Genomic DNA, 25019 nt, shown 5'->3' on the forward strand with positions numbered 1-25019 from the left:
GCCCTATTCGGCGGCGGATTCGCGCAACACCTGGTCGGCGATGGCGAAAGCACTGTTGGCCTTGGGAATTCCCGAGTAGGGGGCGGTGTGCAGGAGCACCTCGCCGATCTCGGCTTCGGTGAGGCCGTTGCGCAGCGCGGCCCGCACATGCATGGCGAGCTCGTCATGACAGCCGAGTGCGGTGAGCACCGACAGCGTTATCGCGCTGCGGGTACGGCGGTCGAGGCCGTCGCGAGTCCACACACCGCCCCACGCGGCCGCGGTCAGGTATTCCTGGAACGGCCGAGTGAATTCGGTGGTTTTGGCCTGCGCCCGGTCGACGTGCGCGTCCCCGAGGACGGCCCGTCGCACGGCCATGGCGGCGTCGGTGTTCGGATCACTGGTCACGAGAACTCCTGGAGATGGTCGGCAATGGCGGTCAGGAACGAGCCGGGCTGTTCGACAGTGCCCAGGTGCGCCGCATTGTCGATGATCCGGAACCGGGCACCCGGGATTCGATCAGCGATCGCCTTGCCGTCGTCCGGCGTGAACGCCGGGTCCTGCGCCGTCGACAACACGAGAGTCGGCACCGTGATCGCGGGCAGTTCGTCGAGCAGGTCGATATCGGCGAGCGCATCGCAGCAGGCGGCATAGCCTTCGGCGGGCGTATCCGCGGTGAGCAGTCGTTTCCCGGCGACGAACATCGGGTGCGCTGCGGCGAACTCCGGCGTGAACCACCGGTCCACACTGGCGGTGGCGATGGCGGCCATCCCCCCGGCCCGCGCCTGCGCGGCCCGAGCGCGCCACAGCTGCGGGTTCCCTGGCCGAGCCGACGTGCAGCAGGCCACCAGCCGCCGCACCCGCTGGGGTCGATGCCGCGCCAGCCACAACCCGGTCATCGCACCGAGCGAGATCCCGATGACGTGCGCCGACTCCACCCCGTGCCGATCGAGAACCGCTTCGAGGTCACCGCCGAGATCGGCGAGTGAGTACGGCCCGAGCGGGACGGGCGAATCGCCGTGGCCCCTGGTGTCACACCGGATTACCCGAAACCCGTTGTCGGCCAACGGCCGCACGTAGTCGTCCCAGATCGACAGGTCGCTTCCGAGTGCGTTGACGAGCAATACCGCCTCGCCCGAGCCGTCCCCGTAGCTCTCGCTCCGCAGGTCGACCGGCCCGGTTGTGCGCGGTCCGGCGCGGACACCACCTCGAGCGGTGACGACCGGCTCAGCACGTCCGTGGCCGGCCCGGTTCGCGGCACCAGGACACGACAGGCCCGTGTCGAGGCGGCTCCGGTTCCCGGCGCCAGGGCGCTGTCGGCCCGCGTGTTCGGCCAGAGCGCGGTCGAGGAAGAATTGCGTGCTGCCGAGGTATGTAGACGGTTCGACGAGTGCATCGATCTCGGCGCGATCGAGTAGCCCGACCAGTCTCGGGTGCGCCTGCAACGCATCGGCGAAGGTGAGCCGGCCATCGGCGCGGGCCACGCATTCCCCCACCACCTCGTGTGCTGTCAGCCTGCCCAGCTGGGGTATCAGCGCGGTGCTCACCCGTTCGGCCAGTAACGCACCGCCGGTGGCAGCCAGATTGCGGCGCATCTGCGCCGGGTGTATCCGCAAGCGGGACAGGCTGGTCCGCAGCCACGACACCGCCGATCCGGTGCTGCGGAGCAGTTCGGTGAAGGGCTGCCATTCGGCATGCCATGACCCTGCACCGCGTTGCAGGTCGGGAGCGGCGGCCAACAGGGTGGCGACGAGGCCGGGGGCCTGCGCGGCAGCGGCGACGGCGCAGACCGCGGCGATCGGGTTCCGTTTGTGCGGCATGGTCGACGAACCACCGTGGCCCGGCGCGTGTTCGGACACCTCGCCGACCTCGGTTTGCGACAGCAGCGTGAGGTCGCGGCCGATCTTGGCCACGGCGGCGGCGAGAGTGCCCAGCGCACCGGCGGTTTCGGTGATCCGGGTGCGGTCGGTGTGCCACGGCAGTTCGGGTTCGGCGAGGTTCAGGCGCCGCGCGAAGGCGGCCGACGTCGCCGGACCGTCCGCGCCGAGGGACGCCAGAGTGCCTACCGCACCGCCTAATTGGACGGCCAGCTGTTCTTCCCGCACCTGGGTCATCCGGTCGGCCGCGGCGCCGAGTGCCGACAACCATCCCGCGGTGGTGAGCCCGAAGGTGATCGGCAGGGCTTGCTGTAGCAGGCTCCGGCCGACAGCGGGGGTCGCGGCGTGCTGTTCGGTCAGCCGCGCCAGCAGCTCGGTACAGGCGGCGAGATCCACGAGCAAGGCGTCGATGGAGCGTGCGGCGATCACCATCGCCGCGGTGTCCATGATGTCCTGGCTGGTCGCGCCCAGATGGACTCCGCCGGCCGCGGCCGGATCGGCGACCCGCGCGGTCAATGCCCGCACCACCGGCGCCGCCGGGTTGCCGACGCCGGTTGCCGCCGCGCCGATCTCGGCGGCGTCGTAGAGTTCCGGCCTGCAGGCGGCGGCGATCGCCTCGGCGTGCTCCGGCGCGATCACACCCGCGTCGGCGAGCGCTCCCGCCAGGGCCGCCTCGGCCTCGAGCAGGGCGGTCAGCCAGGCGGCATCGCCGGTCTCGGCGGCCACCGGGCCGGCGGCACGCAGCGGCCCGAACAGCTCAGACATCGAAGAACACCGTCTCGAGCTCACCTTGGAGGTGGATGTCGAAGACATAGCCATCGCCGACCCGCCGCGCGAGCAACCGCTCCCGGCGGGCCGATTCGATCGAATTCAGCACGGGGTCGGCGGCATTGGCGGAGTCGAACTCCGGAAAGTAGATCCGGGTGACCACGCGGTGCAGGAGTCCACGGGCGAAGATCGACACGTCCAGATGCGGCGCTTGCACCGCTGTGCCCCGAGCCGGAAGTTCCAGCGGGACAACGGTATGAATGGCGTACCCGCCGTCGCGAGTGTCACTGCGCCCGAAACCGGCACGCACCGAACGGGATCGATCGGGCTCGGCGAACGCGGTGTGGTCGACCTGCCAGGTCTCCACCAGTGCGTCCGTGATCAGCTCGCCCGCGCCGTCGAAGACCTCACCGCGGATCCACACCGCGCCCGCGGTGCCCACGGGCGCCGCGAATGCGCCGTCGGGCCAGGTCAATCCGATGTGCAGATAGGGCCCGACCGTTTGGGACGGGGTCGAGAGCAGGTGTTCAGTCATCGTGCGGCTCCTCGAACGGGGTGGCATCGCGCCCACGCAGGACGATGTCGAACTCGAAGTTCATCGCCCATTCCGGCTGTGTCCCTGCGAGACTGAACTTGGACACCAGGCGGGGCCTTGCCGCTTCCGGCACCGCGTTGAAGATGGGGTCCTGGGCGAACAGCGGATCGTCGGGGAAGTACATCTGGGTCACCAGCCGCTGGGTGAACGCGCGGCCGAACACCGAGAAGTGGATGTGCGCGGGCCGCCAGGCATTGTCGTGATTTCGCCACGGGTAGGCGCCCGGCTTGATCGTGGTGAACGAATAGCGGCCCTGGTCGTCGGTGAGGGTTCGCCCCGCGCCGCTGAAGTTCGGATCGAGCGGAGCGGGCCAGCGGTCACCGGCGTGCCGGTAGCGGCCCGCGGCATTGGCCTGCCAGATCTCGACGAGCGAGTGCGGGATCGGCTTGCCGTCGCCATCGAGCAGCCTGCCCGTGACGATGATGCGCTGCCCCAGCGCCTCACCCGCGTGCTGCCGGGTGAGGTCGGCGTCGTTCGGGCCGAGCCGGTCCTCGCCGAGCGCGGGGGCGCTCACCTCGGTGAGCAGGTGCGGCAGCAAGACCAGCGGCCGGGTGGGATGCCGCAGCGCGGTGGAGCGGTAGGCCCGCTCGTCCAGCGCCGGGTGCGTGCCCGGCGGATCGGGACGGTAGGCGATGCTGTCCGGCGAATCCGGTCGGTTGACCACGTGAGTTCCTCTCATGCTTCCAGCACCAACGCCACATGCGCGGCCAGGTCGTCCGGCCTGGCCTGGGCGAGCGCGCCACCGTAGCGACCGAACGGCGTGCGGGCACCGTCGATGAGGAATACGTCGGACATCACGCCTCCTGCAGCGCCCGCAGGGCCGAGAGCTCGGCTGCGGTAGGCGGTGTGGTGACCGACAGCTCTGGCGCCACGCGGAGTTCCCATCCGGTCGCAGCGACCACCTGATCCACAGTCACGCCGGGGTGCAACGCGGTCAGGATGAGCTCACCGGTCTCCGGATCAGGCCGCAGGACACCGAGATCGGTGATCACGGTGGTCGGGCCGGCACCGCGAAGGCCGAGTTTCGCACGGTCGCCGAGACCGCGACCGTGTCCGACCGAGGTGATGAAGTCGACCCGGTCGACGAAACTGCGCTTGCTCTGGCGGGTCACCACGAACACCTCGCCGCATGAGGCCGCGATTTCGGGTGCGCCACCGGCGCCGGGCAGGCGGACGGCCGGATCGGCGTAGTCCCCGATCACCGTGGTGTTGATATTGCCGTACCGATCCAGTTGCGCCGCACCGAGAAAGCCGATGTCGATGCGCCCGGCCTGGAGCCAGTAGTTGAACATCTCCGGCACGCCGACCACGGTATCGGCGGTGTCGGCGAGAACCCCGTCACCGATGGAGGCGGGCAATCGGTCCGGCTTCGCGCCGATCGCGCCGGATTCGTAGATCAGGACGAGGTCGGGTGCGTGCATGCGCCGCGCCAGATTGGCTGCGGTAGAGGGCAAGCCGATGCCGACGAAGACACGCTGACCACCACCGAGCGCACGGGCCGCGGCGATCGACATCATTTCATCTGCAGTGTGTTCTAGCGTTGTCATGCCGTCGCCTCCGCATCGGTCAGGTCGTTCAGCCACCGCTGGAACGCTTCTCGGTCGCGTCCGATCGGGTCCCACTCGGTATACGCGTCGTTGTCTCGTTCGTAGTAGCCCTGCGCGTACGAAGGCCGCGCGCCGCCGGGGACGACGGCCACCGCACCGATGACCCAGTGCGGCAACACGATCGCACCGGGCATCGGGGTCAGCTCGTCGACCAGTTCCTCGACGGTCACCAGGGCGGTGCGCGCGGCCAGCACCGCTTCCTTCTGCACGCCGAGCAACCCCCACAGCTGCACGTTGCCGTTGCGATCGGCCCGTTGCGCGTGGATGATCGTGACGTCGGGGTTCAGCGCGGGCACCGCGGCCAGCCGCTCCCCGGTGAACGGGCAGTCGACGAACGCGACGGTCGAGGTGACCCGCGCGAGATCGGTTCCCGCGTAACCGCGCAGCACCGCAAACGGCAGCCCGGATGCGCCGGCGACATAGCGGTTCGCCATGCCCGCATGGCTGTGCTCCTCGATCTCGAGCGCGCGCGGCCACTGCTGCTGCACCGCTTCCCGGAACCGGTGCAGCGAGCCGACACCCGGATTCCCGCCCCACGAGAAGACGAGTTTGCGCACGCAGCCGGCCCCGATCAGCTGGTCGTACACCAGATCCGGGGTCATCCGCACCAGCGTCAGATCGCGACGGCCCTGCCGGATGATCTCCTGACCCGCCGCCATCGGAATGAGATGGGTGAAACCCTCCAGCGCGACGGTGGCGCCGTCGTGCACCAGCGTGCGCACGGCATCGGCCAGCGACATGATCTCAGCCATGGATGCCCCCCGCGATCGGCAGGCCCGCGTAGTTCTCGGCCAGTTCCCTGGCCGCCGCGCAGGAGTCCGCGACCCGGCGCAGTTGTGCGAGCTGTAGTTGCGCGTCGAAGTCGTCGCCGTGGCGGTGCAGCATGCTGGTCATCCACCAGGAGAAGTGCGTGCAGCGCCAGACCCGGCGTAATGCGGTGTCGGAGTAGGCATCCGCGAGTTCGGACGAGCCGTCGGCGAGCAGCGCGACCAGCGCCTCGGCCAGCACTGCCACATCGGCGACCGCGAGATTGAGTCCCTTCGCCCCGGTCGGCGGCACGATGTGGGCCGCATCGCCGGCCAGGAACAGCCTGCCGTGCCGCATCGGCGTGGTGACGAAGCTGCGCATCGGTAACACGCTCTTCTCCAGCACCGGACCGGTTTTCAGGTCCCAGCCGTCGAGGTGCAGCCGGGTTGCCAGCTGCTCCCAGATCCGGTCGTCGGACCAATCCTCGATCCGCTCGGCCGGGTCGACCTGCAGGTAGAACCGGCTGACGGTGTCGGAACGCATGCTGTGCAGCGCGAAACCGTCCTCGTGCCAGGCATAGATCAGCTCGTCGGTCGAGGGCGCGACCTCGGCGAGTACGCCGAGCCACGCGAACGGGTAGGCACGCTCCCAGCTGCGGCGCTGCGGCATGGCCTGCTTGCTCGGCCCGTGGTAGCCGTCGCAGCCGACGACCACGTCCGCGTCGATCCGCTGCGCGACACCGTCGGCGTCACGGAAGGTGACGTAGGGCCGGTCGGTCGTCAGATCGTGCAGCGCGACCTCACCGGCTTGGTAAAATGCCCGCTGACCTGCCTTTTCGCGTGCAGCGAGCAGATCCTTGGTGACCTCGGTCTGCCCGTAGACGTAGACGGCGCGATTAGCCGACTCGACGAAGTCCAGATGCCTGCGCTCCCCCGGCCACTGCAGATAGATTCCGCGGTGCTCGATGGCCTCGGCCGAGAGCCGTTCGCCCACACCCGCTTTCCTGAGCACGTCGACGGTGCCCGACTCGAGGATCCCCGCGCGGACGCGGGAACTCACATGATCGGCGGTCTGTCGTTCCACGATCACCGAATCGATGCCTGACAGGTCGAGCAGCTGCGCCAGCAGCAGCCCGGCCGGACCGGATCCGATGATCGCGACTCGGGTTCGCATGATGGTTCGAACTCCTCATCTGAGCTGGTAGGTGGGCCCAGAATGTCCCCGCCACCAGCCGCGACACCATGCGGTCTTCCATTCAATGAAAACCGGGCGCCGCCGCACCGCACACCGATGATGTGCTGTGACCCACACCATTCCCGCACCAGTAGGAGAATCAGATGACCGGCCACCGACGCGGCGCGTTTCGGATTGCGAGCACCGCGCTCGCCATCGCCGCCGCCCTCACCCTCACCGCATGCGGCAGCTCGAACGACGACGCGACCCCGGTCCAGCTGACGGCGAAGGCAGGCCCGGCAGGCACGACGTTCTGGGATATCGCCGACCAGCCACCTGCCGATGCCAAGCCGGGCGAGATCTACTGGGCACAACCACGATCCGATGCACCGGCAGGCGCCCAGGGCTGGAACGTCGTCTACGTCTCCGAGATCAGCCCCGGTGTCAAGGCATACGTCTCCGGCGAGATCTACGCACCGGTCGGCAGCTCCGACGGCCCGCGCGACCTGGTCCTGTGGAACCACGAGACCACCGGACTGGCCGACAACTGCGCTCCGTCGCGACGCAGCCTGGGCGCGGGCGAGGAGTCCAGGGTGCCCGGCATCGAAGCGCTACTCGCACAGGGCAATGTGGTCGCGATGAGCGACTACCCGGGCCAAGGCCTGCCCGGGCCGGCGTACTACATGGTCGGCGATGTGAACGCCCGCGCCTCCTTGGACATGCTGCGCGCGGTCCGCACGCTGCCCGAACTGAACACCTCGCATCGCTACGTCGAGTACGGCTGGTCGCAGGGCGGCGGTACCACCATGCACGTCGAGTCGATCGCCCGCAGCTACGCGCCGGAATTCGAAGGAATGGGCGCTGGGCTCATCGCCCCCGCGGTTCGAATTCGCGACCTGACCCTGAACTCGATGAAAGGCCCCGAGAACGCGGGCTATGTCATCGCGACCCTGCCCGGCATCAAGGCCGCCAACCCGGGCCTGCGCTACGCCGACTTCCTCAACCCCAATGCGATGGAGATGCTGCCGGTACTCGCCGACGGCTGCTTCGACATGTGGACCGCGGCCAAGCCGCTGCGCGACTACTACAAGCCCGAGGCGATGGCGCCGGGCGCTCCCTGGTCGAACGCGATGGCCGAGGCCGACAACTTCCGTCCCGCCGGCACCATGCCGTTCACGATCTACCAGGGCGCCGAGGACATCACCACCCCCGTCGAACTCACCGCCCGTGAGCGCACCGCGCTGTGCAAGGCCGGTTCGGCGGTCGAGTACAACGAATACCCCGGCCTCGACCACGAAGGCGTCGTCGCTCGCGGCGCCGAGGGCTTCCCGGCGTGGGCAGCCGACCGCTTCGCGGGCAAGCAGGCGCCGAGCAACTGCCCCGCCTGACCGCACGGCCCCGACGCACCGCTTGTCGGGCCCGGCGGGCTCACCACTCGCCGCTGTTCACCTCTCACTGGGAACTCGAAAGCTGAGGTGCCCCCGCAGAAGCTCGTGTCCTGTCCGGCTTCACCACGCTAAGGACACCAGCACCGCATACGCTTGAACCGCAGCGCCGACCCGGGCAGAAACATCAGCGCCACAACGGAAGCGAGACGGCCGTGACCACGACGAACAGGTCGAGACCAACAGGACATTTGCCGTCGACGTCACCATGTCGATAGCCTGGCCGTGGCGCGGATGTCCTGCATGACACTGTGATTCAAGCGCATGCTGCGCCGATCTTCCTATGCTTGGACGACAGCCCGATCAGACGGTACCGGCGCACTCGCGCAGCAAACTCACGCCACCGCCCTCGCGGTTGCGGACCGGCGCGACGGTCCCGCGTCACTGATGTACACGACCTGATTTCGGAAGGGAACCATGCAGATCAAGGCTTACCTACGACGCACAGCCCTCATCACGGGCGTGCTCGCCGCGGTGACGATTCCCGCGACGGCGAGCGCGGAGAATCTGCCGATGTGCCAGACGTCCATGCTGGGGTTGAACATTCAGCGTTACCCGGACAACCCGAGCGGTCAAAATCATCTGACGCTGGTGCTGACGAATACGTCGTCGCAGGAGTGCACGCTGCAGGGTTTCCCGGGCGTCGATCTCGTCGGACCGAACGACCCCACTTACGGTCCGACCTATAGCGTCCCTCGAAGGTCCGAGAATCCGGAACCGCTCACGATCGCGCCGGGCGGTTCCGTCGGCAGCGACCTCGCCTACGTCACCGGTGGCGCCGACGGCTGGCGGCCGGACACGGTCTCGGTGACTCCACCGGACAACACAACGCAACTGCAGGTTCCGTGGAACTCGGAGCTGCGGGTACTGCGCCAGGACGGCGCAACGCATCCCGGCACCCACGTCGGTCCACTGCAATCTGCCCACTGACCCGCGCTCGAGGCATCAACAGGCCCTCTTCGACGCCCTCGCGTTGCCATCGATCGCGGTAAGCCCCAGCGAGATAGTCGAATTCGGCCTGCTCTCGGATCCCCGCACGCCGGAGTGCACCGGTCGAGTTCGGCGCACCACAGAGTCGCACAGCAATCACTCCGTTACACCACGCATTTGAAATGCCCAGATATGCCATATAACAGCGCAGGTCAGCACATAGAATCACCGGCCATACTCGTCTGCAAGTACAATCGAGCATGCAGCACAGGTATTCAACAGGTTTGTTGCGAATCCATTTGCGAAGGGATATCTGGCACAGATCTACTTCATTTTCGATGCAAATTCGCGTACGAGTGATCTGCACTCGACAAATTACCGGCGAGCTCCATCAATCGGTCGCGCCAATTGTCGGACAGTGTGAAATCGGCTTCGATAGCCACATCCAACCCGAGGTATAGCTGTTTCCAACCCGAGGGATGATGATCTTCTGCGCACTCGACGAGGAGAGTTGGTGATGTTCACATGCGGGAGGCCTTCAACGGACGAGGCTGTCCCGAAAACACTTAGTTGAAGGAAGATCATGAACAAGAACTCGATTCGCGCAGCCGTGGCAGCTGCAGCGCTCGCACCAATGATCGCCCTCGGTTCCGGCGTTGCTACGTCGGCCCCGGCCGAACAACCTGCCCCCGTCCAGGTGGCGCCCGCCTCCGAACAAGCACCCGTGCAGGTCGAACCTGCCGTGCTGTTCTGGAACCCGCTCCTGTGGTGGGTCTGCTTCGTCCCGCCGATCTTCCCCTTCGGTACGGGCATCTGTCTGGTATGACGACCGCTTCGCGACAACGTCACACACCAGCGCGTTGTGACCGGTCAACGCACCTCCGACCGGACGCCACGCCAAAGAACCCACAGCGACGAGGCTTGACGCCGCCATGCCGATAGGCCTCGCCAGCAGACATGTCGACGCTATTCGCGCCGCACGGAACGGTCGCGGCTCCAGCGATTGGATTGGATATGTTCAGGAAACTTGCGGGAGCTGCGGCTGCACTCGCAGCAGGCGCAACGCTGGTCGGGGTGCAGGTAGGCACTGTGCATGCCACAGATCCGTCGATGCTGGGCGGTGGCTCCGGCATCATTGTCAACGACGAGGGCATATGCACGCTCACCACGATCGGGCACGATGCCGCAGGCCGACTGGTCGGCCTGACCGCAGCTCACTGCGGTGAGCCGGGTACCACGGTCGTTGCCGAGGCCAACCATGAGGCCGGTGTCGTCGGCACCTTCGCCTACACGAACAGCGATATGGATTACGCCGTCATTGTGTTCGATCCGGGAAAGGTCGTACCCGTGAACCGCGTGGGTAATACGACGATTACCGGGTTGGGCGGTCCAGTGCAGTTTCCGGATATCGCTTGCAAGCAGGGCTACACCACGGGCCAGACCTGCGGGCTGGGCTACGGAGATGTGTTCCAGTCCACCAACTGGGCCTGGACACAGATATGTGTCCTTCCTGGTGACTCCGGCGGGCCGATCGTGGTCGGAACGACGCTGGTCGGCATGGTCAACGGTTACCTCACCGTGCCGTGCCTCGGACCGATGCTCGGCGGGAACATGGCCGCCATCATCGAAGACATCAACGCGCGCGGTGACACCGGAGCGGGCTTCCACCCGATCTAGCCGAACACCGAACCGACCGAGTGGATTTGCCGCTCGGCACCGATGGGATGGGGCCGCGAACCAGCATCACCGCATTCTTCCGTCGGAGTCCAACCAATCGCGGTTGGCGATCACGCCGCTCTCGATGGCACGTTCAACCAGGAACACGCGTTTCTGATTCTGTGGCAAGGCTTCGACGTCGAATATTTTGAACAATGCTCGCAGGTGCGTCTTAACCGTGGCGACGCTGAGGTACAGCTCGCGTGCGATCTGCCAGTTCGACGCCGGGTAGGTGAACGTGGTGTGCGCGTTGCACGGGCGACACAGTGCCTCCAGAATCAGATACTGGGCGTCGGTCAGCGCATCCCGGGTTGGCAGGCTGACCTGAACAATCGTTTTTTCATCCTCGGATGGATGGCCGTCCGTGAAGACGAACACCGATTCCCCGAGGCGAATCGAATCGCCGGACTCGAGCTTCCGAAAACCGCCGATGCGCTCGCCGTTGACGAAAGTCCCATTTGTCGAAAGCCCATTGTCGATGACGACCCAGCAGCCGCCCGCGCGCTCGATGATGGCGTGCAAACGCGATACGGTCGCGTCGTCTGACACGGTTATGTCGGCTGCCTCGGACCGCCCGATCGTCACACTGGACGCGCCGTGATCGAGTGGAATCTCGCGCCAACTTCCGCCGATCCGGTGGGACAAAGTGCCACTACTGGCTGACTGCCGCCGCGCAACCTCGCCTGTTGCTGAGCGCGATCCGTTACGCAGCGCCTGTCGTCCGCGTGACGTGGACATAATGCATCGTTCCCAATCCGAAGTACTTTATGCCTCGGGTACCGATCCCTATCACACAGAATGCGCTATCTCTCCGCTAATCGCACGACAATTCAACTACTTCAGCGCGGAACAAGGTCCTACGCGTGCCTGGGGTCCCGTTTCCATGCCTCGTCCGGATCGCGGGTGCGGCGACGAACCATGCGGCATCCCGGTCGAAGCGATCGCGTACGGACCATAAACCGTCCCCTCAGTCGCGGAGTACAACGAAGAAACTGCGCCTGACCTGGTCAGGAGGAGCTTCTCACGATCGGCCACAGCAGGAGTGGCCCTTTTGATCGAAATCCGCTCGGCCAGTCGGTCAGGGAGGGTGCGGGTTTCACCCTGGGGTGGGTGTTATGCGATCCGTTCACAGACGAGGATTGACCCTGTGCACGTCGTGATCGATACCGCGCCCAGGGAAGTGATGCAGATGCCTCTTGCTGTTCAGTTTCTGTCTTCTCGTCCCGGAACCGAGTCACCTCCGCAGAGTTCGGACTCGAGCCACGAATCGATCCCTCGGACGCCCGGCAGGCGAATGTACTCGCGTGCCCGGCGCCGCATCCTGTTGTCGATGACCCTTGGACTCATGCTGTTCGCCCCCAGCGTCTTGGGGATGTCGGGGTCGCTGTCGCTACCGGCACTACCGGCGGCCTCCACGTCGTCGTTCGCTGTCGCCCCGCAAAGCCACGGGCATCCGCCGATGCTTCGGTGCCCTCGCTTCGACTGCTAACTCAGTTCCTCCCTACCGAGCGGCGGGGGGTTCTCCAGGTCGCGGAGGGGCGCAGGCTCCTGCTAGGTCTATCCGGGGTGTCCCGGCCCCAGTCCCCCAGACCAGGGCGGACTGGCTGCGGCATCCCAGGCTGCCCACCTGCGACACGAGCGCAGCGGCTTCGAGGCCGGACACGGTTGCCCCAGCGAGCACCCGAAGCCCAAGGATCCATGGCCAGAGCCACAGCCCTGTCTCAACGGGTGTTGGTGCGGATCGCAACGGACAGCAGCCACCGCCCGGACTGCCGAGTTCGCACATCGCATCGCCATCGATGATTGGTTGACTTCGTCAGTCCGCATGACGCGAGTTATCGACGTATGGTCGACGCTGGTTTGCCGACGCGGCGGAGACATCGGCGTCTGCAGCAGGTTCTTTCTACAGCAGGTTCTTTCTGATCCAATCAGACAATCCCTGATCGGTCTTGGGACGGTTGGAGGGGGAATCGGGACGGACAGATACGACTCGGATGGCGATGTCGCTGCTCTGATCCAACGCAACGAGCGTCGGCAAGGGATCGTTGATACAGGTGAACCGGCCGACGGTCGTGCCATTTCGAATCGACGGTTGCTCGGGAACCGTTGCACCGTCGCACGCGCGCCCGCCGGACTTCCTCATGACACCATCGAAAAATTGGGTCGCGATCGGATGGTTGGGAAATTGAAAAAACGTTGCTGTCGGCGCACCGGATTCGTTGCCCAAGCATAGAAGGACGGCGGTCGCATCGCTCTCGGGTGCCTCGTGCCGACAGTATCGTGGGTCGTAGGCTTTGGGCAGTTTGGCGAGCAGATCGCGGTCGGCCTGAGTGTAGAAGTCCGGATCCCTCGGGGTGGTCTGGAATTGCGAATTCCCGTCTCCCGTGTCGTGCAGTGTCCAGTAGGACAAGCCGGCGCTACCGCCCACAGCTTCGGTGAAGGAGAAAACCGCCATGCTCATGGCCGCGTCGTCGGTTTGGATCACCCCCGAGGTCGGTGGTGCCGTCGTCGCATTCGTGAAGCAGGCCATTCGCCCGACCTGCCTGCCGGCCCTCGTCGCGGGGCCGTCGGGGCCGGGTGGATAGCCCGGACAGCTGCTGGTCTGCAGCACTATCCCGTGATAGGCCTTGTCCAGTGCATCGGCGTTGGGAAACAGGTAGAACTCCCCGCTGGGTACGCGGATTTCGGGAATCTCGTCGCAGATGAGATGGGCTTTCTCCCCCAGAATCGCCTCTGGCTTCACGTGGTGACAGATGCTGCGGTTATACGGGTCTTGCAGGATCTTCAGCAGGGTGACGTCGTCGTCGGTGAATTCGGATTTTGCCGACACTGGGGTCGGTGGTGCGGGCTTGGGCTTGTGGAGCAGCGGCCAGGCTCCGACGGCCGCGACGGCCGCGACGGCCGCGGCAGCGGCGATCCAGAGGCGGTGTGGCCGGCGCCTGGGCGCCGGGACGGACCTCGCCTCGGGTGTGGAGGTCGCCCGGGGTGTGGGATGCGCCGCCACGGTGGGATCGTTTTGGAATGCGGCGAGGGGACCATCGTCTTCGGCGTCGCCGGTAGACGATGCAAGTGCGGCGTGGGCGGCGGCGGCCAGTTCGCCGGCGCTGGCGTAGCGTTCATCGGCCGACTTCGCCATGCCGCGCGCGACGACAGCGTCGATCGAGACCGGGATCCCCGGTGCGTAGCTGCTCGTTCGCGGCGGAAGTTCGATCATGTGGGCCCGCATGATGGCCGCGTCGCCGCCGTCGGTCGAGTAAGGGCGGGTGCCGGTCAGGCATTCGTGCAACACACACGCCAGGGCATAGACGTCGACAGCCGGGGTGGCCGGGCCGGCTCGGAAACGTTCGGGTGCCATGTAGTTGAACGAGCCGATCGCCGATCCGGTCTGGGTCAGGCGTTCGTCGGTGTTCGTATTGGCCAGGCCGAAGTCGGCCAGGTAGGCGAACCCGTCGTGGGTGAGCAGGATATTGTCCGGCTTGACGTCACGATGGATCAGGCCGTCGTGATGTGCGGCGTCGAGTCCGGCTGCGATCTGGCTGATCACCGAAACAGCTTGCTCGGGCGGCAGCGGGCCGTGGGTTCTCACCACGGTGCGGAGACTTTCGCCGTGCACGAGTCGCATGTCGATGTAGAGCAACCCGTCGATCTCGCCGTAGTCGTGGATCGGGATGACGTGGGGCTCCTGCAGCAGCGCGGCGATGTGGGATTCACGCCGGAACCGGGCCCGATAGACCGGGTCGTCAGCCAGCTGTTCGGGCAGCACTTTCACCGCGACCACCCGGCCCTTGGTGGTGTCGAGTGCCTCGAATACCCTGCCCATCCCGCCGGAACCGATCAGGCGCCGCAGGCGATACTTCCCGAACGTCGACCCTGGCCTCAGTGGCTGCCGTAGGTCGTTCACGACTGCCTTGCCTACGTGGTGGGCAATCTGCGCAGGTTGCTCAGAATCGAGAATCGGCGCTCGAGCATTGTCGACTTGCCAGCCGGGCGACGACCCGGCTTCGACCCCTTCGGCGAAAGTGCGACCCCACTGCCACACGATCTATGCCCCTTCGCGTGGCAGTCCAACGGTGTTGGCTGGCCTGCTACGACTGCTCGGGTATCGACAGGCTCTCGCGCCGACACATCCAGCGAATGCTGGTGACTCACTGCTGATGGCGGCACCGTCTCGTGCCACGGACTTGTTTGGAGGATTTGGTTCGCTGCACGCAGCGCGCAGCGTGCGGCACGCGGCCGGTACTGCGATCGCTCCGGCGTACGGGCAATCGAAGAACGCCCACCGCAACTCGCGTCCGGGCGGTAACGGCAACGCCCCGATCGGCCTCCGGACGGCACGGTGGCCGGACCGCCACCGCCCGTGTGTCGGGGTCGAGTGCACGGTAGCTCACCGCCTCCGCGACCAGTTCGCGGCCCTCCTCGCGGAGCGAGGTGTAGCGCGATAGGCATCGGCTCGGTCGCGAACATCCGCGACAAAGGTGGACGGCATTCGTGAACTCCTGGGAAGCTGGTTCGGGTATCGGCGCGCGATGGGTGAGGTCTGCCGCTTCGTTGATCGCAGCCTTCACGAGAATCTTCGTCGCCGGCGCTCGTCCCGAATAGCCACCATAGGTGGCGATCGTTTTCACCCCCTGGGGCAACATCTGCCGCCCTGGGTGGCGGCACAGCACCGCTGGTCGACGCCGATTTCACCGCGGTTGTACAACCGGCCGGGCCGCTGCGCGGCACGGTTCCGCGCCCCCGGTTCCTTGTCGACGCCGACCCGTCCGCCATGAATGAGACCGACTCGACAAGGCCGAACTCCCTCGGCCACCTCCTGCACGCCTCCGAACACGATGGCGCCGAGACCGCCACCTAGGCGCACGAATATGCCAGCGCCCACGCCATCCCTCGACGCTTTGCCCCACCTGACAAGCAATTCGGTCGACACGGTTGCACCGTCGAGGCATTCTCGGTGCGTGGACTTCTACTTCTCCACCTTCCCGGTCCTCGAGACCGAACGACTGGTGCTTCGTGAATGGCATCCCAGCGACGCGATCGATATGTTCGCCTTCCGTAGCGACCCCGTCGCGCAGCGGTACAACTCCCGCCCCCATCGCGACGTTTCCGACGCAGTGGCGCTGATCGCCACGCTGCGCACTGCCTATGCCGCCGAGGAGCAAATCCAGTGGGCCGTCACCAGGCGCGATGACCGCCCCATCGGTCTGTTCGGGTTCAACTCCTGGCAACGCTTCCACCGCCGCGCCGAGGTCGGCTACGACCTCGCACGGCCACACTGGGGACAAGGCATTGCCGCCGAAGCCCTCACGGCCATTGTGAGATTCGGCTTCGATCAGATGCGCCTGCACCGCATCGAGGCCCACACGATCGCCACCAACGAACAGTCGATCCGGCTCCTGACACGGCTGGGCTTCCACCGCGACGCCGTGCTGCGTGAGTACTCATTCGAAGACGACGCCCATTTCCACGACAGCACCATCTGGTCGCTCCTAGAGGCGCAATGACCATCTGCTGTACAGACCGTCTATCCGACAACGCACACGGTTGCACTCACACCGATTCGGGTACCCGCAGATGCGCGAGCGCCAACTCGAACTCACCGCTGTCGATCACATCGGCACCGGATCGGCGGCTGGCGTCGGCCCGCAGCGAGGCAGCCTGGTCACGGTTGCGAATCATCGCCTCGGCGTCGTCATACGTGGCACAGGAGACGGCACGCCCGGACGCCCTGTTGATCATGAGGCTCGCACTGCAGAACCCCTCGAGCGTCTCCATTTCCGACAGGAACTGGGACCTGTAGGCCTCGACGGCCGCGTCGAGCCGTTCGGGGTCGGTTTTGACCCAGACAGCGCGGACACAGGCACCCTGCTGCGAACGGTGATCGCGATGCAGGACCGCGATCTCCCATTCCTCGACCTGGGCGCCGCCGCCGAACATCTCGGCGACGCGATCGTGAATCGGGCGAACCCGGTCCGCGCTGTCGCGCATCGCCTCCTCCGATTCCCACGCGCTCGTGGCGATGCACCGGCCGGACTTCCGATCGACCAGCATGGACAACCCGACACAGCCCCTGATGTCGGCCAACGCCGGCATCACGTCGTCGCGCACATACGCAATCCCGGCATCAATAGCGGAGGGTCGCGCCTGAATTGTGGTGGAGCGTGCGTACACGACCCCACCCCCTCTCGGCTCGGAGGCAGCGCCCCGGTGGCGCCACCGGTGTCATTCACACTGCTCCTCCGCAGACAGCCAGGCAACAACAAGTGCCCGCCGCACTCGGTTCGGCCGTGCCGGCTGGAGCCCACACACGTCATACCTGTGGCGTCGAGGGCTGGAGCGCCAACGTCCTGGCACGATGGTGTGGTCTTTGTCGGCGGTATGTCCTGACCGTCGCATTCGACGAGGTTGAGTTGGTCTAGGAAACACCACCTGCCGAGCACGTTGCCTGCAACCCTGCTGTCGTCATTCCTTACTGTTCCTACACGGTGCTCAGACGTAGGGTTCGGCCACCCGGAGACGCCGAATATGGCTTTCATCATTCCGCCGCTCGATGGCTTTTCACGACGCCGCCCGGCGTCCGCGACGGCTGTGACCGCTGATTGAGAGATGCGATTCGATCGCTGTGTAAGGACATGACGGCGTGGTCGTCGGCACGGGCAGAACCCTAGCGATGAAATAGAGGTGGTTGTGCCACAACGTCTTTGGGTCGAAATCGACGCTGGCAAGGCTGAGCATCGGACGAAGTCCCGGCACTGAGCCGCCCCGTATTCCTCACCGAGCAGTCGATTTCGTACGACTGCACCGTCAGCCGCCCGTGGTCACAAGTTCTCCATCGGAGTCGCGCCCTGGCGACCCCTCGTCGATGTCACCGTCGGCCGACCGTCGCTCGACATCTCGACGACGGCCGGCCGCTCGAGGTCATAGACGCGACGACCGATGGAACACCGAATGCCAACAGCATGCTGTATGGCGCGGTGCGGCGGGCGGCAAGGCCCTCGGCTATAGCCGCCTATCTATCGCGAGACTCCATCATCTCTCGGCCACAGCGTTCTGTCATCGAAATCGACTGTGCGCCAGACGACTCCGGTGGCGTCACCACGTAACCGGATCCATTCATGGTCGATGACCGAAAAGAACGCGACCAAATACCAACTGCTCGGCATCCACCAAGGATCCACTGGAACCTGTTCCTGGACAGCGCAATACATCGAAATCACACTATGACTGGATTCGTGATAATTCCGTTCTCGTCGACCGGATACAAGCGTTCGTCAACGCACACTCCTAGCCGATTCGACCAACCATCCAGTGCAATGGATTTCCACCGAATAGCCTTGGCAGGAACAGGTTTGAGTCGGACTAGCTGACCTTGTATTCGACGGAGCAGTCGCCGTTGGTGTAGTTCTGGCCCGTTCCGTGGTTGGCGGCTGCGAGTACCAGCGGGATTCGGCCTGGTTCGGTTTTCACATTCGGAATGGTCAGCACGTTGTCGGAGCCCTGGACTCGCGCGGTGGTTTCGGCTTGACCGTTCTTGCCGGTATCGAGATTCGACCAGGTAACGCGGAACGTCTGGTCGTAGGGAGTCTCGGATTTCGCATCGGTGTGCATGGTCAGCGTGATCGACCCGTTGTTGTCGGCCTCGACGGATACCTCACTCGATGCCTCGATGGAAAAGTCGTCCGGCGTCGGGTAGGTGATGGTGCACAGTTTTTCGGGTGACGAGCTCGGCGCGGCAAGAGCTGCGGGTGCGCCGAGGAGTGCTGCCGCGCCCAGGCACGAGATCGCGGCGATGCTCGAAAAGCGGGAGTAGGTAAGCGAATTCATCAAACCCTCTCAAGTGAAGTGTCTTCAGCCCCAGTGACGGGGCCCCGAGCCTAACAGGCCGTCGACGGTCGGTTCGACACAGTCATAGCCAGGCTCGGGCATCGGCTCGACCAGCGAATCAGCGCCTCCGGTATCGCCGAAACCCTTGTGCGCCATCCAGAATCGCGGACACTCACACGTGGCCGGTTCGGACAGCGCGATCAGCGGTATGCAGGAATGTCGAGCAAGTGAGTCTGAGGCTCAGGGCCTAGCGGCGGATCAATGTTCTGTGCCAGCGAAAGGGTATGTCTTGCAATGATGTTCGTGTCCGGGCAGTCGGCTGACCGATCTGTGGTACCCATCCGATGGGGGCGTCGGCGTCGGCAAGCTCCAAGACCAATCGCACATCGGCATAGCGCACGTTCAGGTTGACCTGGGCGTATTACATTGCACGACAACCGATCAGCGGCACGTGCGGGATACCGACAAGTCCGATCGGTTGGATATCAGCTCCCGTCTCCTCGCGAGTCTCGCGCACTGCGCGAGCGGCCCCGCCCGGAGAGGGACCGGGCGGGGCCGAGAATGGCGGCGAAGTGTTTGTTCACCTACTCACTTGGGCGGCTGTGGCTGGTTCGGCATCGGCGAGTTGATGGTCGTGAAGTACTGGACAGCGGCCATGATCGCAATGGGGGCGGCCACCAGTAGCTGACCGGCCAGGGTGCCGAGGGCGCCCAGGGCGACGACGCCGCCGAGGCAGCCGATGGCGGCGGCCGGGATGAACGCACCGAACAGCCCGACGATGGTGGCCGAGGCTACCGTCGCACCCGCGATACCGCCGAGGACACAGCCGACGGCGCCGCCACCGATGCCACCGATGATCGCGCCGAGTTGCGCGCCGGTGAGGATGGTGCTGGTCAAGCGGGCCCAAGCGACCTGCTCACGCTCGTACTCGTTCCGCCATGGCGCCTTGTCCTCGTACGGGAGCGCAACTGGCTTGTATACGGCGTGCTGGAGGTCGAATTGCGGGGTCAGGGTCGCGGTGTGGTCCTGGATCTGCGCCGCGATCGGGAACTCGAATTCGTCGACGCGGAACTTCAGTTCGGTGCCTGCGAGCACGGTGCCGTTCCCGGCCTTGATCTTGAACACACCGTCCTCGACGGCCATCGAGCCGGCGTCGATCTCGACAATCGTGGATTTCTCGGTGACCGACGTGGTGAAGTCGATATCGCCCGTGTCGTGGGTGGGCGTGGCATTGACGGTGCCTGTTGTGATGCTGAGTGCGGTCGTGACCAGCGCGGTAGTCGTCGCGAACTTCTTGAATTTCATGGAGTGAATCCTCATCGGGACTGATGGACAGCTTCGCCAGTCGTGTTCTCCGAACACGTTCGACGAAAGATTGCAGGAGAATAGGTGGTGCGGGTCGACGGTCGTGCGCCGATGCCGACCAGGTTCCGCGTAATCTCCGCCGTGGAATCCGGTCAGCGCGGCCGCGCCGGGTCAACGTCGAAATATCATGGGACTCCCCATCTTTCGGAGGGTTGAATCTTTCGGAGGGAACCGGAATCCGCCGCGGCGTATCTCGAAGAAGATGTCTTCGTGCTCGACGGTGGGCCGGATTCAGGACAACCGAGGGTCGGTGAGTTGCCGTTGTTCTCTGCTGCACCTTGTCGGGCGCACTCAGATGATGACGCCGCCGTTCATATCGAGGACGTGACCGACGAGGTAGTGGGCGTCTCCGACCAGGTAGACGGCAAGGGATCTTCGGGTTTGCCGAGGCGGCCGAGCGGAATCACCTGGGAGAGGCAGTCTTTCGGCTCATCGGTCGCGTCGAGATCTCCTCGACGGGAGGTGCAGGACAGCGCCGCAGGCGATGGTCTTGCCCAGACTTTGAGCTGCACCGGTGATCACCGCGACCGTGTCCTGAAGTTGCATGGTCGCACTCCCCCATATCACGGATCTGGATCCCGAAGCGTCGATCGAATTGGATGCGGATCTCTACCGGCAGGGCTGCGCCGCCGGAGATGGCCAGCCGCATGTTCTGTGCAATCCGGTCGACCAGCCAGTTGATTGACATCGAAGCTCAGACAGGGACTGCATCAGGATTCCTCCGTTGGTGACTGCGAGCCGAATGGCCACTGCCAGGCAACGGTAGGAGACCCAGGTCACATTCTCTCAGCGCTGCGTGACAACGCTCGATACGCCAGTTGTGCCCGCGTCACAGTTCCTCCACCCGTGCGTGCGCGAGACCGGGCAGTGCCGGCAGCATCGCCAAGGCAACCTGGAGGTCGAGGGTTTCGGTGTCGACGCTGCGACCGAGAACCTCCTCGGCCTGGCGGACTCGGTAGCTGACAGTGTTGGGGTGGACGGTCAGGCGCTCGGCCGTGCGGATGCGGCTGCGGTTCTCCTCCAGGTACACCGACAGTGTCGTGGCCAGTCGGTAGGTGGTTTCGTCGTCCGCGGCCAAACGGCCCAACACTCGAGTAATGAACGACTGCGCGTGATCGCGGTCGGTGGTGGCCAGCGCGGCGACAGCGACGTCCCGATAGCGGATGAGAACTCCCCCGCGCAAACCCACCAACGATGCCACCCGCCGCGCGTGATTCGCCTCCACGTGGGTGCGGCGCAGCCCCTCCAGTCCCCGCCCGGGGTCGCCGAGCGCCATCCTCACGCCGGGCGGCACGGCCTGCGTACGCACTCCCATCACCGCGTCGAGGTCGCCGACCGCGAGTACACGACGGCGACTCACCCATCCGGCGACAGCGAGTGAGCCCAGCGGATGGACCAGGGTGCTTTCGGCCTCGAGCACGCGGGCGAGCCCCGTAAAAGCGTCACCGAGAATCGACTGGACGTCGCCGTTTTCCGGGGCTTGCTCCACCCAGGCGATGGCGCCGATATGGTGCCGGTTCACCTCGTAGCGCAACCGCGTCGATGCCCGCTGCGCGTCACGCTCGCGGCCGGCCAGGATCTCCCCGATCGCCGCCGCCCGGGTCGCGGCGGTGCCACGCAACCAGACGTCCAGCTCGACTTCGTATGCCTGTTCGGCCCGGACCATTGCCCCGTCGGCGTAGGCGAACAGCCAGTTCGTGGCCAGCTCTAATGCCGTCGCCTGATCGCTGGCGTCTCGGGCGGTGGCGGTGATGCGCGTGAACATCCACTGCCAGACCTGTTCCTGAGCCAGCCGATAGAACCGCATCAGATCAGTCAGCGCGACCTGCCGCTGCACCCCGGACCGGGCAATGGCCAAGGTCGACGGCGGCAGGTCGAGCCGACGCGGGTCCCAGGCCAGCTCGATGATCTGAGCCAGCTGTCGCAGGCTCGCCTCCGTGCTGACGAGATTCTCCTCGACGGTCTGCGCATCCGGAAACAACCCCGGCAACTCGGTCTGCATCCGTGCCACCGCGCGCTTCGCGAGATCACCCGCAGATGCCTGCATCTCGGCCGCGACCGGCCGCAGCACCTTCCGCCAGACCCGCTGCGCCGCGGGCTCACGCACCGATGGCCACTCGACCTCCATGACGGCCGAATCTACTCACCGTTGTCGCGCCGCGACAACGAACGGCCCATATCTTGGCGCTGGCACATGAGCGCACGGCGGCCCTGCACCCATAACGTGCGAGCATGCCCAGATCCCTCAATACTTCTGACCTCACCGGCCGCGTAGTGGCCATCACCGGCGCAGGCAGCGGCATCGGTCGAGAGCTCGCACTCATGTGCGCGGGCCGCGGTGCCGACCTCGCACTGTGCGACATCGATGAAACCGGACTTGCCCACATCGCACAAGAGGTTCGGGCCGCCGGGCGCGAGGTCCTCACCCATCGAGTCGACGTGTCCGACGCCAACCAGATGGCCGAGTTCGCCGACGCCACGCACGGTCACTTCGGCGACGTGGACATGGTCGTCAACAACGCCGGAGTCGGACTCGTCGGCGGCTTCCTCGACACCAGCCTCCAGGACTGGCAGTGGCTGGTATCGATCAACCTGATGGGTGTCGTCCACGGCTGCGACGCCTTCCTCCCCGCCATGATCGAGCGTGACCGTGGCGGTCATGTCGTGAACCTCGCCTCGGCCGCCGGCCTGCTGGCCAACCCTCAGCTGTCCGCCTACAGCGCGACCAAGTTCGCCGTGCTCGGCCTGTCCGAGTCGCTGCGCATGGAACTGAAGCCCCACGGCATCGGAGTGACAGCGATCTGTCCCGGCGTCATCAACACCGCGATCACCAAGAACAGCCGCATCCGCGGGGCAGGCAACCTCGACGAGCGCCGTGAAAATCTCTCAGCAACCTACAAAAAGCGCGGCTACACCCCCGAACGCGTGGCCCGCAACATCCTCCGCGCAGTTCACCGCGACCGCGCCGTTGCACCGATCGCCGCCGAAGCCCACCTCTCGTACGTGCTCTCCCGCGCCGTCCCGCCCGCGGCCCGATGGGTGGCAATGAAACTGGCCGAAGTCGCCAAGTGATTCAGCAGATCGCCCCACCACATGGCCGGGGAACCATCCGACGTCGCATACGTCAGTTGCGATGACCAGCCGGCGAGCTCTTCGGGGAGCTCGCCGGAACTGGTTCACCGATCAGAAGACACGCGGCATAGACGGCGTGCTGGGCATACATGATGATCTCCACGGTGGGAGCTTGTGAATCGGATCTTGTCCTGTGGAGCTGGCGGCGGATACCGAGTCGCAGAGCGATGTGACGGGCATTCCACCTGTTCAGGCCGCGGGAGTCAGCTGATCTTCGTCACGCCGGGAGGGTTCCAGGTGCCGTCGACAACCTTCTTGTCGGGCCGGTAGAGGCGCAGCAACAGGTTGAAGTTGCCCGAGGCGGGCGCGGGCAGCCAGTTGGATTCGTGCTCGGCACCCGGCGACTTGGGTTGAATGTAGATGTCGACCGAGCCGTCGGGATTCTTCTGCAGAGCCTCCCCGCGCAGCGCGTATCGCTTGACCGGGTTGTCGATGAAGAATCCCTTGTCGTTGTACATCGTCAGCGACCAGAATGCGTCCACCGGGGGGATCTCGTCCTTGCCGAAGTGCAGAACATAGTTGTGATCGGCCCCTAGCGGATCCCCCTTCCCGTCGACAGTGGTTGCCGGATAGACCGCATCATCGGGCAGATTCGCGCCGAGCCCGGCGTAAGCCACAGTGGCGCGGGCGAGCCAGTTGGTGCCGTAGGAGCCGATATCCGACCGCGATATTCGCCAGCCGTTCACTGCCGTGGCTCCGGAAATCACCTCGATCTTCTGCAGAGCCTTCGTCCGGGCGTTCTCCCACATCCTGCGATCGGAGTCGGACAGTTGGCTCAAGTCGAGTTTCTTGTCCGGCGACCACCTGACCTTCGCCAGCTGTGTGAGCAGGTCCTTGTCTTCGGGTCGAGTCTGGGCATGCGAGAGGCTGTCGTAGTACAGGTCCCAGTACTGCTGCGGGGTGAGGTTGTGAATATATGCGGCGACCTCCTGCTTCTTGGGCCAGTCCGCATGCAGGTCGGTGTTTTCCGGCGGAACATACTGCGTGCCGTAGGCGCTGAGCGGGACCGCGGTCAGCTGCTGCTGAATCGCGGCGACAGCTGGGATGTCGTCGCGCCCGTTGAGCTGGATCCGGCCGAGGAGCCATCCGCCGTCGGTCGGCATCCGGTATTCGCGCACCCCCGCCGGAAGCGTGCCCTGCCAGTTCGGACCGGTGATTGCGAACTGATAGCCAGGTAGTGCACCCAGTGTGCGCGGACCAGGCGAGGCGTCGACGTTTGTCCACATGTCCAGCAGCGGGAACTGGTGAAAGCGGGTACCCATGTCCGGCACGCCGATGACCAGCGGCTCCTTCGACACGTCGAAGAACATCGAGGAATACAACGTATCCACGTTCGGCCGCACCACACCGGTGAACGAGGCATCCGGCATGAACGCAAGATTGGCGAACTGATTCATCGGAGCAGCGCCCCGCCCATCCGGTCGCGCAACGTTGGTCATCTGGCGTCGCGTCACCTCCAACGACACCAGCGGATAGGTGTAGGCGTACGCGTTCACCGCGGCGTTCTCATCCGTATCGGAAGAGGGTGAGGGACCATTCGAGCACGCGGCGGCCGAAGCCAGCATGAGAACTGCCGCCACGAGCGCCGCTGCGGCCCTGCTGCTCCGACGAACTCTCAATGTGCTACTAACCACAACACCCCTCCTCGAGGTGAAACGAATTCGAGAACATTTGCCGTTGAGGCGCTTGTGGCCGGAGGAGTTCCGCTTGCACGCCGGTGGCGGTCATCATCGGTGGATCAGCGATCTTGATTCTGGGTGTAGGCATGGGTGGGACCGTAGGCGTGTGCTGCGGAGCTGCGCCTGTACTCGAGCGACAACGTGCACGTAGCTCGTTGTCACGGCGCTACACAGGGCCGGCTGCT

General features: G+C 65.4%; 21 protein-coding genes and 1 pseudogene. 7 read left to right on the forward strand and 15 right to left on the reverse strand.

Annotated features, from left to right (window positions below; all coding sequences use genetic code 11):
* Positions 1-3 precede the first annotated feature (3 nt).
* From pcaC to ACQP1G_RS30055, 7 genes are all read right to left on the reverse strand, one after another.
* Entirely contained in the window at positions 4-387 is a 384-nt protein-coding gene (gene pcaC, locus ACQP1G_RS30025) for a 4-carboxymuconolactone decarboxylase (protein WP_433192949.1), read from the reverse strand.
* Positions 384-2621, reverse strand: a complete 2238-nt coding sequence (pcaD, locus tag ACQP1G_RS30030) for a 3-oxoadipate enol-lactonase (RefSeq protein WP_433192950.1) — start codon at positions 2619-2621, stop codon at positions 384-386. The genes pcaC and pcaD overlap by 4 nt, the downstream gene beginning before the upstream one ends.
* Positions 2614-3159 carry a protocatechuate 3,4-dioxygenase subunit alpha gene (gene pcaG, locus ACQP1G_RS30035; protein ID WP_433192951.1) on the reverse strand — a complete coding sequence of 182 codons (546 nt, stop codon included), beginning with the start codon at positions 3157-3159 and terminating at the stop codon, positions 2614-2616. Before pcaG ends, pcaD begins: the two co-directional genes overlap by 8 nt.
* The gene (gene pcaH / locus ACQP1G_RS30040) at positions 3152-3853 is read right to left on the reverse strand and encodes a protocatechuate 3,4-dioxygenase subunit beta (RefSeq protein WP_433208932.1); all 702 of its coding nucleotides are present in this window, start codon (positions 3851-3853) and stop codon (positions 3152-3154) included. Before pcaH ends, pcaG begins: the two co-directional genes overlap by 8 nt.
* A gap of 160 nt (positions 3854-4013) precedes the next feature.
* Complete coding sequence (locus ACQP1G_RS30045) at positions 4014-4766, reverse strand: CoA-transferase subunit beta (RefSeq protein ID WP_433192952.1); 753 nt, start codon at positions 4764-4766, stop codon at positions 4014-4016.
* Positions 4763-5578, reverse strand: a complete 816-nt coding sequence (locus tag ACQP1G_RS30050; protein WP_433192953.1) for a CoA transferase subunit A — start codon at positions 5576-5578, stop codon at positions 4763-4765. Before ACQP1G_RS30050 ends, ACQP1G_RS30045 begins: the two co-directional genes overlap by 4 nt.
* Positions 5571-6746 (reverse strand): 4-hydroxybenzoate 3-monooxygenase, encoded by a 1176-nt coding sequence (locus ACQP1G_RS30055; protein ID WP_433192954.1) that lies wholly within the window; start codon positions 6744-6746, stop codon positions 5571-5573. The genes ACQP1G_RS30050 and ACQP1G_RS30055 overlap by 8 nt, the downstream gene beginning before the upstream one ends.
* Before the next feature lie 164 nt (positions 6747-6910).
* Here ACQP1G_RS30055 and ACQP1G_RS30060 point away from each other — a divergent pair, with 164 nt between their 5' ends.
* The 5 genes and pseudogenes from ACQP1G_RS30060 (at position 6911) to ACQP1G_RS30080 (ending at position 10798) form a co-directional block, all read left to right on the forward strand.
* Positions 6911-8134, forward strand: a complete 1224-nt coding sequence (locus ACQP1G_RS30060) for a lipase family protein (RefSeq protein ID WP_433192956.1) — start codon at positions 6911-6913, stop codon at positions 8132-8134.
* A 474-nt stretch (positions 8135-8608) separates the two neighbouring features.
* Positions 8609-9121, forward strand: coding sequence for a DUF4232 domain-containing protein (locus ACQP1G_RS30065; RefSeq protein ID WP_433192957.1), 513 nt, complete (start codon positions 8609-8611; stop codon positions 9119-9121).
* A 7-nt stretch (positions 9122-9128) separates the two neighbouring features.
* Positions 9129-9224 (forward strand): annotated as a pseudogene (locus tag ACQP1G_RS30070) (TetR/AcrR family transcriptional regulator); the annotation flags it as partial.
* 480 nt (positions 9225-9704) lie between these two features.
* On the forward strand, positions 9705-9947 hold the full coding sequence (locus tag ACQP1G_RS30075; RefSeq protein WP_433192959.1) for a hypothetical protein: 243 nt from the start codon (positions 9705-9707) through the stop codon (positions 9945-9947).
* A gap of 188 nt (positions 9948-10135) precedes the next feature.
* On the forward strand, positions 10136-10798 hold the full coding sequence (locus ACQP1G_RS30080) for a S1 family peptidase (protein WP_433192960.1): 663 nt from the start codon (positions 10136-10138) through the stop codon (positions 10796-10798).
* A gap of 66 nt (positions 10799-10864) precedes the next feature.
* Here the strand turns inward: ACQP1G_RS30080 and ACQP1G_RS30085 are convergent, their stop codons facing one another.
* Both ACQP1G_RS30085 and ACQP1G_RS30090 read right to left on the reverse strand, forming a co-directional pair.
* A complete protein-coding gene (locus tag ACQP1G_RS30085; RefSeq protein ID WP_433192961.1) occupies positions 10865-11575 on the reverse strand; it encodes an FHA domain-containing protein in 711 nt (236 codons plus the stop codon).
* Between the two features lie 1165 nt (positions 11576-12740).
* Positions 12741-14876, reverse strand: coding sequence for a serine/threonine-protein kinase (locus ACQP1G_RS30090; protein ID WP_433192962.1), 2136 nt, complete (start codon positions 14874-14876; stop codon positions 12741-12743).
* Positions 14877-15792: 916 nt separating this feature from the next.
* Here ACQP1G_RS30090 and ACQP1G_RS30095 point away from each other — a divergent pair.
* The gene (locus tag ACQP1G_RS30095) at positions 15793-16338 is read left to right on the forward strand and encodes a GNAT family N-acetyltransferase (protein WP_433192963.1); all 546 of its coding nucleotides are present in this window, start codon (positions 15793-15795) and stop codon (positions 16336-16338) included.
* A gap of 46 nt (positions 16339-16384) precedes the next feature.
* Here the strand turns inward: ACQP1G_RS30095 and ACQP1G_RS30100 are convergent, their stop codons facing one another.
* The 5 genes from ACQP1G_RS30100 to ACQP1G_RS30120 all read right to left on the reverse strand — a co-directional run bounded on the left by ACQP1G_RS30100 (position 16385) and on the right by ACQP1G_RS30120 (position 22453).
* Positions 16385-17005 carry a hypothetical protein gene (locus ACQP1G_RS30100; RefSeq protein ID WP_433192964.1) on the reverse strand — a complete coding sequence of 207 codons (621 nt, stop codon included), beginning with the start codon at positions 17003-17005 and terminating at the stop codon, positions 16385-16387.
* Between the two features lie 1188 nt (positions 17006-18193).
* A complete protein-coding gene (locus ACQP1G_RS30105) occupies positions 18194-18658 on the reverse strand; it encodes a hypothetical protein (protein ID WP_433192965.1) in 465 nt (154 codons plus the stop codon).
* 588 nt (positions 18659-19246) lie between these two features.
* The gene (locus ACQP1G_RS30110; protein ID WP_433192966.1) at positions 19247-19963 is read right to left on the reverse strand and encodes a hypothetical protein; all 717 of its coding nucleotides are present in this window, start codon (positions 19961-19963) and stop codon (positions 19247-19249) included.
* Between the two features lie 889 nt (positions 19964-20852).
* Positions 20853-22151, reverse strand: coding sequence for a PucR family transcriptional regulator (locus ACQP1G_RS30115; protein WP_433192967.1), 1299 nt, complete (start codon positions 22149-22151; stop codon positions 20853-20855).
* A gap of 11 nt (positions 22152-22162) precedes the next feature.
* Positions 22163-22453, reverse strand: a complete 291-nt coding sequence (locus ACQP1G_RS30120) for a hypothetical protein (RefSeq protein WP_433209533.1) — start codon at positions 22451-22453, stop codon at positions 22163-22165.
* Here ACQP1G_RS30120 and ACQP1G_RS30125 point away from each other — a divergent pair.
* Complete coding sequence (locus ACQP1G_RS30125) at positions 22346-23095, forward strand: SDR family NAD(P)-dependent oxidoreductase (protein ID WP_433208935.1); 750 nt, start codon at positions 22346-22348, stop codon at positions 23093-23095. The genes ACQP1G_RS30120 and ACQP1G_RS30125 overlap by 108 nt on opposite strands.
* 263 nt (positions 23096-23358) lie before the next feature.
* Here ACQP1G_RS30125 and ACQP1G_RS30130 read toward each other — a convergent pair whose 3' ends face one another.
* On the reverse strand, positions 23359-24651 hold the full coding sequence (locus ACQP1G_RS30130; protein ID WP_433192968.1) for a DUF1254 domain-containing protein: 1293 nt from the start codon (positions 24649-24651) through the stop codon (positions 23359-23361).
* Positions 24652-25019 lie beyond the last annotated feature (368 nt).

Source organism: Nocardia sp. CA-107356 (assembly GCF_050946365.1).
Lineage (GTDB): Bacteria > Actinomycetota > Actinomycetes > Mycobacteriales > Mycobacteriaceae > Nocardia.